This window comes from Corynebacterium sp. NML180780 (assembly GCF_007786415.1).
In the GTDB taxonomy this organism is placed as follows: Bacteria; Actinomycetota; Actinomycetes; order Mycobacteriales; family Mycobacteriaceae; genus Corynebacterium; species Corynebacterium gottingense.
In genome coordinates this window covers 1-15,819 of record NZ_VNKN01000021.1, presented here as the reverse complement: position 1 = coordinate 15,819, position 15,819 = coordinate 1, and the positions used below count along the sequence as shown (strand labels likewise).

The following is a 15,819-nucleotide window of genomic DNA, read 5'->3' as shown; positions in this document are numbered from 1 at the left end:
CCTACGCGTGGCGGAGGTCGATGCCTTTCGTCTCCGGCAAGATGTACATGCTGATCAGCGTCAGGATGCACATCGCGATCACGTAGGTGCCGGACGCCCACGACAGGTTGTGGGCCACGAACCACTGGAAGATGTAGGGCGCGGTGCCGCCGAACACGGCCACCGAGATGGAGTAGGCGAGACCGATGCTGCGCGTGCGCTGGTCGGTGGGGAAGACCTCCGACATGACCGGGGCGAGCAGCGCGCCGCCGGCGGCCACGGCAATGATCGCGAGGGTGGACGCGACGAGGAGGGTCCACGGGCGGGCGTCGATAAGGCCCATGAGCGGCAGCTGCAGGAGGGCCACCAGGATGGCGAAGGTGTACATGACGGGTTTGCGGCCGATCTTGTCGGACAGTGCGCCCCACATCGGCAGGGCGATCAGGCCGATCGCCTGCGCCACCACGGTGACCCAGTAGGCACCCTGCGTGGACATGCCCTGCTGTGAGATGGCGTAGGTGGAGACGTACGAGGTCCAGGTGTAGTGGGCGGCGGTCACGCCGGAGACCATGCCGATGACCAGGAGGACGTTGACCACAACGGGGCGGTGGTTGACGCGCTGCTCCACGGCCTCGTGCGCGCGCCGGTCGTCGTCCTCGTTGGCCACTGCCTCATCGAGCTCGGTGAAGTGGTCGGACTCCTTCATGTGGCGGCGCATGTACAGAGCAAAGACGGCAGCCAGGGCGCTGATCCAGAAGGGGATGCGCCAGCCCCAGGCGCCGATCTGCTCGTCGCTGAGCACGAGTGAGATGCAGCCGCCGATGACGTAAGCGATCACGGAGCCACCGAAGATGGAGACGTAGACCAGCGACCCCCACTTGCCGCGCTTGGACGGCGGGGCGATCTCGGGGATGTAGCTGTTGGCGGCCGCGGACTCGCCGCCGTGGGCGAAGCCCTGGGCGACGCGAATGAGGAGCAGGCCGACCGACGCCCAGATACCGATGGTGTCGTAGGACGGGAGGAAGCCGATGAGCACAGATGCGACCGCCATCATGATGATGGTGATCATGAGGACCGCCTTCCGGCCCTTCTGGTCCGCGATGTGCCCGAAGACGATGCCACCGAGCGGGCGGACGAGGAAGCCGACGGCAAAAACGCCGAAGGTGGCCAGCAGGGCGGAGGTCTGGTCCGCTTTGTGGAACATCGCCGCCGCGATGAACGGGGCGAAGACGGCGTAGGAGCTCCACTCGAACCACTCGAGGACTTGGCCGATGAGGCTGGCGCCGAGCGACTTTCGGTCTGCGGGGTACTCGTGGTCCGGATGGTGCTCCGGTGCCACGGGCTGGGTCTGGGTGGTTGACACGAGGCCTCCCTAGTCTGTGGGGTGGATGGGTGTGAGCAGAAACTATAATCCAGGTCACTCTTTAGGGGCGGGAAACCTGGGTCTCACCAAAAGGAATTTGTGCTTCGATTCACAATGAAAGCGTTTGTCCAGGTAGTGGGCTCGGTTGGGGTGTCGCCGTTGGCGTGCAAATGTGCGCATAGCGAACCCGCGTGCATATTACGCACCACTTTCGGGGGAAGTGACTTAGGGCTTCACTACGGGAAATAGTGGGATATATGCGATATTCCGAAAAACTCGTCGCACATCACACTTTGAAGTGCTTACAATGAGCGCACCGGAAACACACGTCTTGAGCGGGCCAAAGTTCAAAGGCAGTCCCGATTCTGGTGTTTTTAAGGAGGAAAATATGGTTGCTCTCAAACCAGAGGAACTCAGCACAGAAAGTCTCGCCGAGATTCTCGCCGCGGGGGGTCGCCCTGCGAACAGCGAGCGCGAGATCAAGATCATCGACACCACGCTTCGCGACGCCCACCAGTCCATCTGGGCGACGCGCATGCGCACCGAGCACATGCTGGAGATGCTCGACGACATCACCAACGCGGGCTTCGAGCACGTGGACCTCGTCGCGCCGATCCAGTTCGACGTGCCCGTGCGCTACCTCAGGGAGGACCCCTGGGAGCGTGTTCGCCTGGTCCACGAGAACGCGGCGCCGGGTACCAAGTTCCGCGCCATGGTGCGTTCCCGCAACCTCGCGTCGTTTGACTTCTTGCCCGACGACGTCATCCACGCGTGGGTCGAGCGCCTGTACGCCAACGGTTTCCGCGTCATCGGCGCGTTCGATGGCCTCAATGACATCGACAACATCGCCGACACGCTGATCCTGGCTAAGGAGCTCGGCGCGGAGACTTACGGGTGTCTGTCCTACTGCCTCAGCCCCGTGCACACCGACCAGCTCTACATTGACAAGGCCCAGGAGTTGGTGGAGCGCACCGACGTCGACCGCATCATGCTCAAGGATGCCGGTGGCCTGCTCACCCCGGACCGGATGAAGACGCTGATCCCGGCGATCCGCGGCGCGATTGGGAACGACCTACCGCTGGAGGTCCACACCCACTCGCTTACCGGTCTGTCGCCACTGACCTACATCTACGCCGCTGAGCTCGGAGTGGACTCCATCCACACCTCGACCGCGCCGTTGGCCAACGGCCAGGGCCAGCCCGCGACCCAGGCGCTCGCCCGCGACCTGCGCGCGCTCGGCTACACAATCAACATTGACGACGAGCGCGTGGACAACGTGAGCAAGAAGATCCAGGAGATCGCCGACAGGGAGGACAAGCCCGTCGGCAAGCCCCGTGCCTTCGACGGCGTCCACTACATGCACCAGCTGCCGGGCGGCATGCTCACCAATTTTGAATCCCAGCTGGAGACCGCCGGGCTGTCCGACCGCTTCGAGGACCTGCTCTACGAGACCGCGCGCGTGCGCGAGGAGCTCGCGTTCCCGATCATGATTACTCCGTTTGCGCAGTTCGTGGGAACCCAGGCCGTGATGAACGTGATCTCCGGCGAGCGCTACTCCGTGGTGCCTAACGAGATCAAGAAGTACGCACTCGGCCACTACGGCGAGCCGCTCGCGCCGATCGACCCGGATGCGCTGGAGAAGATTAAGGCGAACGGCTCGGCCGAGATCAAGGAAGGCCGTCCAAAGCTGGAGCCGGCACTTCCCGCGCTCAAGGAGCAGTACCCGGACGACGACATCGACACGATCCTGCTGCGCGCGAACATCCCGGGCAACAACGTGGACGAGATGAAGCGCTTCGTCGCCGAGGGGCGCGCCGGCCAGGGCGAAGGCGTGCCTGGCGGCGAGCTGACCAAGCTGGTCCAAAAGATCTACGACACCACTAATTCAGGCGAGTTCCACCTCAAGACCGACGACCTCGAAATCAACCTCACCAAAAAAGGAGACAAGTAACCATGTCTGAGACCACCAACTTCAACGAGCTGAAGTCCCTCCTGGATTGGGTCAACCAGTCCGGCGACATCGAAGAGCTGAGCATCAAGTACGGAGACATCGAGCTCGCCCTTTCCAAGACCCCCGGCGGGCTGAGCCACCTCAAGGCTGCCCCTGCTCCGGCCCCGGCAGCGCCCGAGGCTGTACCGGCTGCACCCGCTCCGGCACCAGCTGCACCGGCCGTGGAGGAAACGCCCGCACCGAAGGCTCCGGAACCCGCTCCGGCACCGGCTGCGTCCGAGGCCCCGGCCGACGGCGTCGAGATCACCGCGCCGATGGTGGGCACCTACTACGCGGCTCCGAAGCCTGGCGCTGACCCATTTGTGAAGGTTGGCGACGAGGTTGAGGTCGGCCAGGTGCTGTGCATCGTCGAGGTGATGAAGCTGATGAACAACATCGAGGCGAAGGTCGCCGGTACCGTCAAGCAGATCCTTGTAGAGAACGAGGAGGCTGTCGAGCACGGCCAGACCATCATGATCATCGAGCCCAAGTAAGCACACCCACAACCCCTAGAAAGGTGAGGAGTCCCAATGTCTGAGTTGTTGGGGAGCGTACTCATTGCCAACCGCGGTGAGATCGCACTTCGCATCATCCGTGCCTGCAAGGAGCTCGGTATCAAGAGCGTCTTGGCATATTCCGAAGGCGACCGCGATTCGCTTCCGGTGAAGGAAGCCGACAAAGCCGTGTGCATCGGCCCGGCGAACGCCGCCAAGAGCTACAACAGCCCGGAGCTCGTCGTCTCCGCCGCAATGGCGTACAAAGTCGACGCGATCCACCCCGGCTACGGCTTCCTCTCCGAGAAGGCCGACTTTGTCAAGATGGTCGAGGACGAGGAGATCGGCTTTGTCGGCCCGTCGTCCGAGCACATCCGCCGGATGGGCGACAAGATTGAGGCGAAGCGTATCGCGCAGAGCGCGGGCGTGCCGACGGTGCCCGGCTCCGACGGCGTCGTGACCGAGTTCGACGAAGCGCTCGAGGTGGCCAAGCAGACCGGCTTCCCGCTGCTGATCAAGGCGGCGGCCGGCGGCGGTGGCCGAGGCATGCGCGTGGTGGAGTCCGAGGACACGCTGGAGAAAGACCTCAACGAGATCATGAACGAGGCCCAGTCCGCGTTCAACGACTCGTCGGTCTACATCGAGCGCTTCCTCACAGACATCCGCCACATCGAGATTCAGGTGCTTGCGGACGGCGAGAACGCGATTGCGCTCGGTGAGCGCGACTGCACCTCGCAGCGCCGCAACCAGAAGCTCATCGAGGAAGCCCCGTCGCCCGCAATCGACGACGAGCTCCGCGCCGGCCTCCAGGAAGCGGCGATCAACCTCTGCAAGGAGGTCGGCTACAAGAACGCCGGAACGGTGGAGTTCGTGTTCGACAACATCGAGCGCAAGTACTATTTCATCGAGATGAACACCCGCATCCAGGTGGAGCACCCGGTCACCGAGATGATCACCGGCGTCGACCTCATCCAGGAGCAGCTGCGCATCGCCTCCGGGCAGAAGCTGCGCCTGACCCAGGACGATGTGCAGATCCGCGGCCACGCCATCGAGTGCCGCATCAACGCGGAGGACCCGAATGAGAACTTCGCGCCGCGCCCGGGCAAGATCGAGAACTACCGTGCGCCGGGCGGGTTCGGGGTGCGCATGGACACGCACATCGAGTCCGGGTACACCATCCCGCCGTTCTACGACTCGATGGTGGGCAAGCTCATCTGCTGGGCGGAGGACCGTGACGCCGCGATCGAGCGCACTCTGCGCGCCCTCGACGAGCTGACCGTCGACGGCGTTGTCACCACCGGCCCGTTCCAGGCCTACCTGCTCAATAGCGAGCAGTTCCGCAGCGGTGACATCAACACCGGCTACGTGGCGAAGGTCCTCGAGTCAGTCAACGAGATCCCCACTGAGGAGTAACACCTCGCAGCGCCTGTAAGGAGGGCACAGAATGTTGGTCGTCGTGGCCATGATGGTCGGGGCGATCGTCCCCGTGCAAACCGCGATTAATACCCGGCTTCGGCAAAGCGTGGGATCGCCGATCGGCGCAACATTCCTTTCGTTCATCCTTGCAGTTGCCGCGTCCTGCGTCATCGCGCTTTTTGCCACACGCACCCTGGTCCCGGACCTGGCACTCGCCGCGTCTGAGCCGTGGTGGGTGTGGCTCGGTGGCTTTATGGGCGTGATGTTCATCGCCGGCAACATCGTGCTCTTTCCGGAGCTCGGCGCCGTCCAAACCACCATCCTTCCCATCCTGGGGCAAGTGCTCATGGGGCTGCTTATCGACGCCACCGGGCTCTTCCGCTACCCCCAAACCCCCGTCGGACCACTCAGGCTTCTCGGCGCGCTGATCGTGCTGCTCGGTATCGCGATGGTTCTGGAGGTTGGGCGAGGTGCCCGACTGCATGGCACCGCAAGTGGCGCACGTGCGTGGTTGTTGCGTGGCTTCGGCGTACTGATGGGGATGGGCTCTGCGACCCAGACTGCAGTGAACGGCTACCTGGGCAAAGTGCTGCACAGTCCGATCCAGGCCGGGCAGATTTCGCTCGCCGTCGGCCTCATCCTGCTCTTCGCCATGGTCCTCCTGATTCCAGCCCCTCGTCGCGCCGTGGCTTCAGGCGTCGCCCCGGGGCCGTGGTGGATGTGGCTTGGGGGAGTGCTCGGCGCCCTCTTCGTTTTTGGCGGGGCGAGCTTGTCGCCCCTCTTGGGTGCCGGCACTACCGTCATCGGCTCGCTGGTTGGCATGATCATCTGTGGTCAGGTGCTCGAGTCGCTCGGCATCGGTGGAGGCACAAAGGGGTTTCCGTCGCCATTCCGGCTCACCGGCCTGGCGGTCGTGCTCGTCGGCGTAGCAATGGTTCGACTGCTCTAACGATTCCCCCCGAACGCACTGGCGGCATCCCGTCCGTCAAGCTCACATGCAGTGTTTATTTGTATCTCGGGTAACTCACTGTCACGCGAGAGGGATTCTTCTGCGAAGAATCTTGTTGCTGCGGCGCTCGCCGCCACAATGTCCCCGGCGCCGCCCGCAGACGCTTCATCGAACACGATGGAACGGTCTGGCTCTGTGTGTCGTATCCCTTTGAGCGGGGACGTGAAGGTCAAAAGCGGGCGTTGGGACCGCTCCAACGTCAAATGGGTAAAGGATCTCGAGATCTTGACCGAGGAAAACGTGGGTGTTATTCGTACATCTGCTGATCTGGGTCAGGCCTTTGGCTCCTCGGAAGCAGAGATAATTGCCGGGGCCAACAATGCAGAGGCAATCCAAGCCTGCAAGGACGGCAAGGAGCTCCAGCAGTTCCTGTAGCTGAAGAACGGCTCGCCGCCTAGAACCTGAGAAAACTGCGCATTGCGCAGTTTTCTCAGGTTTGTTTATGGGGTCTGTCGCCAGCGCTCGAGCGTGAGCGTGGGGGAGAGCGAGCGTGACACGCAGGTGGTGAATGCGCCCTTCTCGTGGCGCTCTTCGGTGAAGATGCTGTCGCGGTGGTCGGGGGTGCCGTCGATAACGCGCATTACGCAGGTGCCGCACGTGCCCTCCGCGCACTGGGACAGGATGGGCACGTCCTCGTCCTCGAAGACGTCGAGGACGGATTCACCCTCGGGGATGTGGTACGTCTCGCCGTTGAAAATGACGTCGAAAGCGCCGTCGGCGTCATGGTTCCCGGCGAGAGCTTCCTTGGTGGGGCGGTAGGTCTCGAAGTGGATGTTGTCCCGGGGGAGCGTGGCCGACGCCGTTTCGATGACACCGTCCATGAAGCCGTGTGGCCCACAGACATACAAGTGTGTGTCCTTCGCCGGGACCGCTGAAGTCGCGAGCGCTTCTCTGATGTAGCCGGCCTGTTTGTCGCGTTCGCCCGAAGCGAAGATGCTCTTGGTCCGGCCGTGCAGATAGGTGTCAATGAGGTGGCGCATCAGCGCGCGCTCCTCGCTTGAAGCGAAATACAGCACCGAGTAGTCGGCATCTTGCATTTGGAGCTCTCGCGCCAGCGAGAAGATTGGGGCGATGCCCACCCCGGCACCGACGAGCACAGACCGCTTCGCGTCTTTGGCCAGGGGGAAATTGTTGCGGGGCGGGCGGATGCGGAGGGTGTCGCCGACCTCGATGCGGTGGATTGCCGCAGAGCCGCCCTTGGAACCGGCTTCGCGCTTGACCTCAACGCCGTAGGCCCCCTCCTTGTCGCCCAGGTGGTGGGTGGGGAAGAGGGAGAATTGACGCACGAGTTCCTCGCCGTCTGGGGTGCGCAGGAGAAAGTCTGCGTGGCAGCCGGGCTCGTACCCAGGAAGCGGGGCGCCGTCGGTGGTTGTGAACGTGATGAGCGCGATGCCGTGTGCCCGCTCGACACCGGTGACGGTGAGTTCGATGATGTCTCCGCTAACGCGTCGTTCCGTCTTCGTGGCGCGCCGGGATTCCAGTGCGGCTTCTCGGTCGGCTGCGTTTGGGTCTGCTTTCTTCTTTTTTCCTCCAAAAAACGCTGTAAATCTGCCGATGCCAGTGTCGTTTCCCATGGTGGACTCCGTCGAAAAGCGAATAGAAAATGTGTAATCCAAAAAGGGCGCCAAATTGGTTGCCGGGCCCGTTCTGTAATGGATAGTATAAAACCACGCAAAAAGTGACCGGCAATACACCACTGCATGACTATCGGATAGGTAACATGCGCGGGTGGAAGGCGGTTACTATCACTCTATTTGCGGCAAGCGAACCAACCCAGCCGCCCGTGAGGGGCGGCGCAAAAGTGCAGAGAAACGGGATGACGATGACTGCCAGCACAGATGTCCGCGAGGAGCATCAGTATCAAAATCCGGTGCGCCCGGAGATTCTCCCCATGTCGGACAATCCTTACGAGGACTTCCGCTACTTCTACCGCGACGGGATGCCGCTGCGACCGGCGCCGAAGCGTCGCGTGAAGCGCCCTGGCTGGTCGAAGCTGCGCCACAACCTCTTTGACCGGTGGCACACGGTGGCCGACGCCTGGGAGGGCTACGACAGCTTCCAGACCAAGCTGCTGGATGACCACATGTGGCAGACCGACGAGACCGGCTCGAAGTTGGCCGAGGCGTTCAAGCGCGATGGCGCCGAGAAGTCCCGCGCGGACTTCGAGCAGGCGCTCAACAGCGGAATCGACACGGTGGCCGACCCGTCGCCGGAGCTCGTGGAGTTCTTCGCCGAGGTAGACAACATCCCGGAGTGGATCGACCTTGAGGCCGCGGAGCGTGGCCGCATCGCCTACTACAACGTGACGCCGTCGGCAGAGCTGCTCTCTATCGGATTCGCCTACTGGGCCACCACGATGGAGGACCGTACCTCCGCAGCGACGGGTGAGACAGCGATGTTTGAGATCGAGTCCTTTACTCGCATCATCGAGACGGTGAAGTTCTTCGTTGACCTGGGCAAGAAGGGCGTGTTCGACCGCTACAGCGACGGCCTCAAAGCAGCGGTGCGCGTGCGCCTGCTGCACGCGCAGGCAAACCGAGGCCTGGAAAAGCTGTGGGGTCCTGAGCACTACAACGAATTCGGTCGCCCGATCGGCTCATCGTTCCTCGTCTCCGGCGAAGGCTGGTTCGCCCTCATGCCGATCGGCGTGGACGAGTTCTTCGGGCGCCCACACACGGGCGAGGAGTGGGACGACGTCGCCATGTACTGGGCGTGGGTCCTACATCTCATGGGCGCCGAGGAGCGCCTGATCCCGAAGACGGGCGACGAGATGCGCAAGATGACCGACTTCATCTACGCCAACGGCGGCTACTCCTCCGATTACCACGTGCGCGTTGCCACCGCGCTCATGGGCATTCTCGAAGACCTTGATTCGAAGATGCCGGGGCAGGTGCTCGGCGCGCTGTCGCTGATCATCGGCGACGAGGACACGAAGTTCATGGTCAAGGGGTCGCGCTTCGAAGGGACCCCGTACCTGCACTGGAAGATCGCATTCCTGCTCAAGGCGAAGTCCGAGGCGGTCATCTACCGCCTGCTGGACAAGCTGCCGGGTGCGCAGGCCAAGAAGGCCAAGAAGGCCGGAGAGGGCAAGCCGCCGTGGTCTGACGTTTTCCAGCAGATCGAGGACTACGTGGCCGAGAAGGCCCCGGACGTCAAGGCCGAGTACAAGCTGCACGACACATCCAAGGAAGGCCTGCGCTAACCCCGCGCTGCCACACCCAACTACAAGGAGACCCACCATGACCCAGACTTTTACTGAGAACCCGCTCGCGCAGGACCACTACGACCGCTCCGAGTGGCCGTCGGCGCGTGGCGACCGTGACGCATTCGTCGCAAAGTTCGGCGAAGCCCGCGCGCAGCGCTTTGAACAGGCGTTTTGGGCGAGCGATCCCATTGCGGATGCGCTGTTTACCAGCGGCCACAAGAGCAAGGAGATCATGCCGAACCTGCGCGAAGCACTCGCGCGCGGCGAGGCGACCGATGCTACGCTGCCCGAGGTCAAGGCGCTTATCGACGACATGAACGCGGCCCTCGACGGCGTCGACTGGGAGCGCCTCGAGCGCGGACAGCAGGCGGCGCTGGCGATCCCGGTGCTTGCGCAGAACCTGTCGCTCGGGCCGGGCGCGCTGATCCACACCTACATCACCCCGTCGATTGCAAACGTCCTGGTGAACACCGGCGAGCTCACGGAGGGCGCCGTGCACCGCCTGGCGTACACCACCAACTGGATCTACTCCGTCTACCTGAAGGACGGGCTGAAGCCGGGCAACGTCAGCTTCGTCCACACCGGCATGGTGCGCGCCATGCACGCCCACGTCCGCCGGGTGCAGGGCCAGCTGGGGCTGGACTACGCGGAGTGGGGCCGCCCGATCAGCGAGTTCGACATGCTCCGCACCTGGTTCGACTTCACCTACATCGCGTTCACGTACCTGCGGAACCTGGGTTACAGGCTGACGGTGGAGGAGGAGCAGGACCTGTTCTACCTGTGGAAAGTCGTGGGCATCATGCTCGGCATTCCGACCGACCTGCTGGACAATGAGACGGACATCGACGCCTCCCAGGAGACGATCGACGCGATCCACGCCGTCGACGGCGAGCCGAACGATGCGTCCCGCGCCCTCATCGACGCGCTCTTTAACGGCTTCCGCACCAACGTCAAGGCCATGCTGCCGTTCCCGGACGAGTCCATCGATGACTGGATGTACACCGCGACCCGTCTCATGCACGGCGACGAGATTGCGGACCAGTTCAACGTCCCGCAGCTCGTTTCCCGCCCGTTCGTCGAGCTCGACCTGCCGCTGGTGCAGCAACGATTCGACCTGCTGCGTGCGAACCCAGAAGCGCTGGAGAAGGAAGTTGCGCAGAACCACCAGGCGCTTCTCGACGCCCTCACGCAGGACACCTCCTACATGTCCCAGGACGAAGGCGTAAAGATGAGCGACGGGGCTTACAGGCCCGGCGCGTAGTGGTAGAGTTCACAAACAGCACGAGAAAGTAATCTACGAGAGGAAAATAGGACACGATGTCTAACCCGTACCGCGTACAGAACCCGATGACCAACGAGGTCGTCGAGACGTTCGATCACCCCACGGACGAGCAGGTGCAGGAGATCCTGGCCAAGTCCGACGAGGCGTTCCAGTCCTGGCGTCACACGTCGTACGAGGAGCGTGCGGCGATCGTCGGCAAGGCTGCGCAGCTGCTCAAGGAGCGGAAGAACGAGCTGGCCAAGATCATGGCTGAGGAGATGGGCAAGTCGGTGCCGGAAGGCGAGTGGGAGGCCGACTTCTCCGGCGACATCCTGCAGTTCTACGCCGACCACGCGGCCGAGCACTGCGCTGACCAAAAAGTCGACGTCCCGGGCGGCAAGGCAGTAGTCCGCCGCCTCCCGCTGGGCACCCTGCTCGGCATCATGCCGTGGAACTTCCCGATCTACCAGGTGGCTCGCTTCGCCGGCCCGAACCTGATGAACGGTAACTGCATCCTGCTCAAGCACGCAGAGATCACCCCGAAGTCCGCCGCGGCGTTTGAGGCGATCCTCAAGGAGGCGGGCCTGCCGGACGGCGTGTTTACCAACGTGTACGCCTCCCACGACCAGATCGAGACCATCATCGCGGACCCGCGCGTCCAGGGTGTTTCCCTGACTGGTTCCGAGCGTGCCGGCGCGAAGGTCGCGGAGACCGCGGGCAAGAACCTGAAGAAGGTCGTCCTGGAGCTTGGCGGTACCGACCCGTACGTCATCCTGGACTCCGCCGACATCAAGACTGCCGCGCAGGATGCGTGGGCGAAGCGCGTGCAGAACGCGGGCCAGGTGTGTACCTCCAACAAGCGCATCATCGTCATGGAGGACATCTACGACGAGTTCGTCGACGAGATGGTGAAGATTGCGGAGTCCTACAAGAAGGGTGACCCGTCCAACCCGGGCGAGAACGAGTACTACCCGATGTCCTCCCGCAACGCCGCGGAGCTGCTGGACGACCAGGTCAAGCGCGCCGTCAAGGCGGGTGCGACGCTGCGCACCGGCGGCGAGCTGGACGACACCACCGCGTACTACTCCCCGGCAGTGCTCACCGACCTCCCGGTCGGCTCTGACGAGTACTACGAGGAGTTCTTCGGCCCGGTCGCTGAGATCTACAAGGTCTCGTCCGAGGAGGAAGCGGTGGCGCTGGCCAACAACTCCCGCCAGGGCCTGGGTGGCGCAGTGTTCTCCGAGGACACCGACCGTGCGATCAAGGTCGCGGACCAGATCGACACTGGCATGATCCACGTCAACCTCGGGCAGTACTTCTCCGCCGTGCTGCCGTTCGGTGGCGTGAAGCGCTCCGGCTTCGGCCGCGAGCTGTCCGTGTTCGCGCTCGATGAGTTCGTGAACAAGCAGTACCTCTACGTGAACGACTAACAAGTTCACAGACTCGCGCGTTGTCGCTCGCAGGCGGCGTGCGGGGCGAGGGTGAAGCCCCAGATTGCGCAGCACAAGCGCGGTCTGGGGCTTCACCTGTCACACCAGTAACAGGTAAAGTCGGTCCGGTGATCAAATTCTCCAACGTCACCAAGGTTTACCCCACGTCGACCCGGCCTGCGCTGGACGACGTGTCGTTCACGATCGGAGACGGGGACTTCGTCTTCCTCATTGGCCCGTCCGGCTCCGGTAAATCCACCTTCCTGCAGCTGATGATCCGGGAGGAGAACGTCTCTTCCGGAGACATCTACTTCAACGACTTCCACGTCAACGAGCTGCGCGGCAAAGAGGTGAACAAGCTGCGCCAGTCCATCGGCTACGTCTTCCAGGACTTCCGCCTGCTGCCCAAGCTCAGCGTGTACGACAACGTCGCGTTCGCGCTGGAGGTGATTGGCAAATCGAAGGAGCGCATCAAGAAGCTGGTGCCGGAGGCGCTCGAGCTGGTCGGTTTGGACGCCAAGGCGAACCGCATGCCGCACGAGCTGTCGGGCGGTGAGCAGCAGCGTGTGGCGATCGCGCGCGCTTTCGTCGATAAGCCTGCGCTCATGCTTGCCGACGAGCCCACGGGCAACCTCGACCCTGCGACCGCAGATGGGATCCTGGCGCTGCTCTCGCGCATCAACCGGATGGGGACCACCGTGGTGATGTCCACGCACAACGCCCGCGCGGTGAACGACATGCGCAAGCGCGTGATGGAACTCGATTTGGGCCGACTCGTGCGCGACGACGAGCACGGCGTGTACGGAAACGTGAGGGGATAGCTGTGAACTGGAATTTCATTTTCCGCGAGGGATTTCGCGGGCTAGGGCGCAACGTCACCATGACCATTGCCCTGATCATCACGACCGCCTTGTCGCTGGTGCTCGTCGGAGCGGGCATCTTGATTTCGCAGGCGACGAGCGAGACGAAGGACCTGTACCTGGACCGCGTCGAGGTCATGGTGGAGCTGGACGAGGACATCTCCGCGACCGACAAGGACTGCTCGTCCGACGCCTGCAAGGAGGTGCGCGACGCGCTGCAGGGGGACAGCGGGGTAGAGCAAGTGACGTTCCGCTCCCGCGAGCAGTCGTACGAGCGGTTCAAGGAGCTGTTTGAGGAGTCCGAGCCGGACCTGGTGCGCGAGACGACCCCGGACGCGCTGCCGGCGGCGCTGCACGTGCGCCTGGCGGATCCGGCGGATACCTCACCGATTGAGAAGATCTCGTCGATGCCGCAGGTGACCGTCGTGACGGACCAGGCGGACACGGTGCGCGAGGCGGCCGGCACGATGGATACGTTCCGTAACGTGACCTTCACCGTTGCCGCGGCGCAGGCGCTGGCGGCGATCTTCCTCATTGTGAATATGGTGCAGCTCGCCGCGTTCAATCGCCGCGACCAGATCGGCATCATGCGCATGGTCGGCGCGTCCCGCTGGTTCACGCAGGCGCCGTTCGTGCTGGAGGCGCTGATCTCCGTGTTCGTGGGCGCGGTGCTGGCAACGATTCTCACGTGGGTGGCAAAGCGCTCGATCGTCGATCCGATGCTGGGCGACCTGTACTCGTCGTCGCTGATCGCGCGCGTGCCGGACTCCGCCGTGTGGACCGTCATGCCGCTCGTGGGGCTCGGCGCCATGGTCGTCGGCGCGGTGGCGGCGCAGGTGGCACTTCGTTCTTACGTGCGTAAGTAGTACACTTGTTGCTCCTATGGCCAAGAAGAGTAAAAAGAAGAAGCTGAGCAACACCGGTGTCCTCGCGACCAACCGGAAAGCTCGGCATGACTACACCATCTTGGACACCTGGGAGACTGGCATCGTGCTCTACGGCACGGAAATCAAGGCCTTGCGCGAGGGCAAGGTCTCGCTGGTCGAGGCCTTCGCCACCATTGATAACGGCGAGGTCTGGCTGCGCAATATGCACATCCCCGAGTACTCGCGCGGCCACTGGACCAACCACCCGCCGCGCCGCACCCGCAAGCTGCTGCTGCACCGCCGCGAGATCGACTCGCTGGAGGGCAAGATTCGCGACGGCAACCGCACCCTCATCCCGCTGTCCCTGTACCTCAAGGACGGCCGCGCGAAGCTGGAGCTCGGCCTGGGACAGGGCAAGCAGGACTACGATAAGCGTCGCGCGATTAAGCGTCGCACCGAGGATCGCGAGATCGCCCGCGACCTGGGCCGGAAGTTCAAGGGAATCAAGGCCTAGGGGGCGCGCGCTACGGTGGGGCGCATGAAGACTGCATTGATTACCGGTGCATCGCGTGGCATTGGTCGCGCGATCGCCGAGGAGCTGGGCAAGGACCATCACATTATCGCGGGCGCGTCGCGCGATGCCTCCGAGGTTGTCCGCGCACTCCCGAGCGCGGAGCCCTTCGAGGTGGACCTCACCGATACCGAGGCGCTCATTCGCGCCGCCCGCGCCATCGAGCAGGTCGACGTGCTCGTCCACGCGGCCGGCGTGCTGCACAAGGCCCCTTTCGCCGAGCTCACCGAGGCGCAGTGGAGGGAGTCGATGGAGGTCAATGTCCACGCGCCCATCACCCTCACCAGGGAGTTGCTGCCCGCTTTACGACGCTCACGTGGACTCCTCCTCACCATCAATTCAGGCGCCGGCTTCTTCGGTGTTCCCGAAAACTCCGCGTACTGCGCGTCAAAGTTCGCGCTCCGCGGCTTCACCGACGCGCTGCGACTGGAAGAAGCCGGCGCCATCCGCGTCACCTCCTTGCACCCCGGGCGAACGAACACGGACATGATCGCAGCCCCGACCCACGGCGACGCGCCGAAGATGGACGCTGCCTCTGTGGCTAAGGCGGCGCGCCTGGCAGTCGATGCGGGCCCGGACGCTGTGGTGGACTTCCTGCGGATCACCCCAACCGGGATGGAATAACGGCAGGGGCTTGCGGTTGTAGTGGGGGAGAGGTAGGGTTACTTCTCCTACGGTTCCCGTAGTTGACAAGGGGTCGATTCAGGTTTCGACTTCATCGACTTAGCCAGGGGAAGCGTGCCGGTGCAGGCTGGAGACCACCGTAAGCGTCGCAGCAACCAATAAACGCAGAGAAGAACTCTCAGCGTGACTTCGCCCTCGCTGCCTAAGAGCTAGCGACCGCGAGTCTGTCAGGCCGGGGACGTCCCCGACCCGGTACCTGGCATCGACTTAGGGGACTTGCCTCCCGGGCTTGTGAGTGGGCCTCTGGGAGGGACACTTCACACTTACTGGGCTCATCATCCGGACATGTCCGCCTGATCCGGAGGGCCGAGCAGAGGTAGCGCGCGGACTGCGCACGGAGAAGCCCTGGCGCGGTGATGAAGGACCCGGGTTCAATTCCCGGCGGCTCCACCGAAGTGCGAACGCCCGCTGGTCAGCAATGGCCAGCGGGCGTTTCTTTTTGCCAGTTCACCTAAAGTTTTCAATTCGAGATATTCCTGCGCGCCCCACGTGAGGGATCACCGCTGAAGAATCAACCGCTAGAAGTTTCGCGTTAACGCAAGCATTGGGTTGCTAAAAACCGTGTGTGTGCTGGGGGTTTGCGTGTTTGTGTTGTTCGTGGTTAAGTATTTCCTCGTTGCCGAGAGCGAGTGAGTCGCTCGGAGGGAACGAGATAATTTCACAGTGTTGCGGACTTGGTTGCTTGAGTTTG

14 protein-coding genes and 1 other RNA gene are annotated in these 15,819 nt (G+C 63.2%); 13 read left to right on the top strand and 2 right to left on the bottom strand.

The window, feature by feature from the left end:
* Position 1: 1 nt before the first annotated feature.
* Positions 2–1,318 carry an MFS transporter gene (locus FPP74_RS11695; protein ID WP_144718768.1) on the bottom strand — a complete coding sequence of 439 codons (1,317 nt, stop codon included), beginning with the start codon at positions 1,316–1,318 and terminating at the stop codon, positions 2–4.
* 412 nt (positions 1,319–1,730) lie between these two features.
* Here FPP74_RS11695 and FPP74_RS11690 point away from each other — a divergent pair, with 412 nt between their 5' ends.
* From FPP74_RS11690 to FPP74_RS11670, 5 genes are all read left to right on the top strand, one after another.
* Entirely contained in the window at positions 1,731–3,293 is a 1,563-nt protein-coding gene (locus tag FPP74_RS11690) for a pyruvate carboxylase (RefSeq protein WP_095278942.1), read from the top strand.
* A gap of 2 nt (positions 3,294–3,295) precedes the next feature.
* Positions 3,296–3,826: an acetyl-CoA carboxylase biotin carboxyl carrier protein gene (gene accB, locus FPP74_RS11685; protein WP_095278943.1), complete on the top strand. Its 531-nt coding sequence runs from the start codon at positions 3,296–3,298 to the stop codon at positions 3,824–3,826.
* Positions 3,827–3,862: 36 nt separating this feature from the next.
* Positions 3,863–5,239: an acetyl-CoA carboxylase biotin carboxylase subunit gene (gene accC / locus FPP74_RS11680; protein ID WP_095278944.1), complete on the top strand. Its 1,377-nt coding sequence runs from the start codon at positions 3,863–3,865 to the stop codon at positions 5,237–5,239.
* A 31-nt stretch (positions 5,240–5,270) separates the two neighbouring features.
* A complete protein-coding gene (locus FPP74_RS11675; protein ID WP_144718726.1) occupies positions 5,271–6,191 on the top strand; it encodes a DMT family transporter in 921 nt (306 codons plus the stop codon).
* Between the two features lie 222 nt (positions 6,192–6,413).
* The gene (locus tag FPP74_RS11670) at positions 6,414–6,626 is read left to right on the top strand and encodes a hypothetical protein (protein WP_144718723.1); all 213 of its coding nucleotides are present in this window, start codon (positions 6,414–6,416) and stop codon (positions 6,624–6,626) included.
* A 65-nt stretch (positions 6,627–6,691) separates the two neighbouring features.
* Here FPP74_RS11670 and FPP74_RS11665 read toward each other — a convergent pair whose 3' ends face one another.
* Entirely contained in the window at positions 6,692–7,825 is a 1,134-nt protein-coding gene (locus FPP74_RS11665; protein WP_144718721.1) for a PDR/VanB family oxidoreductase, read from the bottom strand.
* A gap of 248 nt (positions 7,826–8,073) precedes the next feature.
* On the opposite strand from FPP74_RS11665, the gene FPP74_RS11660 reads away from it, so the two are divergent.
* The 8 genes from FPP74_RS11660 to ssrA all read left to right on the top strand — a co-directional run bounded on the left by FPP74_RS11660 (position 8,074) and on the right by ssrA (position 15,521).
* Positions 8,074–9,453 carry an oxygenase MpaB family protein gene (locus FPP74_RS11660; protein ID WP_255456153.1) on the top strand — a complete coding sequence of 460 codons (1,380 nt, stop codon included), beginning with the start codon at positions 8,074–8,076 and terminating at the stop codon, positions 9,451–9,453.
* Between the two features lie 37 nt (positions 9,454–9,490).
* Positions 9,491–10,717, top strand: a complete 1,227-nt coding sequence (locus FPP74_RS11655) for an oxygenase MpaB family protein (protein ID WP_144718718.1) — start codon at positions 9,491–9,493, stop codon at positions 10,715–10,717.
* A 56-nt stretch (positions 10,718–10,773) separates the two neighbouring features.
* On the top strand, positions 10,774–12,147 hold the full coding sequence (locus FPP74_RS11650; protein ID WP_095546030.1) for an NAD-dependent succinate-semialdehyde dehydrogenase: 1,374 nt from the start codon (positions 10,774–10,776) through the stop codon (positions 12,145–12,147).
* Between the two features lie 128 nt (positions 12,148–12,275).
* On the top strand, positions 12,276–12,968 hold the full coding sequence (gene ftsE / locus FPP74_RS11645) for a cell division ATP-binding protein FtsE (RefSeq protein ID WP_095278949.1): 693 nt from the start codon (positions 12,276–12,278) through the stop codon (positions 12,966–12,968).
* A 2-nt stretch (positions 12,969–12,970) separates the two neighbouring features.
* Positions 12,971–13,873 (top strand): permease-like cell division protein FtsX, encoded by a 903-nt coding sequence (gene ftsX / locus FPP74_RS11640; protein WP_144718715.1) that lies wholly within the window; start codon positions 12,971–12,973, stop codon positions 13,871–13,873.
* Positions 13,874–13,889: 16 nt separating this feature from the next.
* Positions 13,890–14,387, top strand: a complete 498-nt coding sequence (gene smpB / locus FPP74_RS11635; protein ID WP_095536353.1) for an SsrA-binding protein SmpB — start codon at positions 13,890–13,892, stop codon at positions 14,385–14,387.
* 24 nt (positions 14,388–14,411) lie between these two features.
* A complete protein-coding gene (locus FPP74_RS11630; RefSeq protein WP_144718712.1) occupies positions 14,412–15,068 on the top strand; it encodes an SDR family oxidoreductase in 657 nt (218 codons plus the stop codon).
* A 69-nt stretch (positions 15,069–15,137) separates the two neighbouring features.
* Positions 15,138–15,521: a transfer-messenger RNA gene (ssrA, locus tag FPP74_RS11625) on the top strand.
* Positions 15,522–15,819 lie beyond the last annotated feature (298 nt).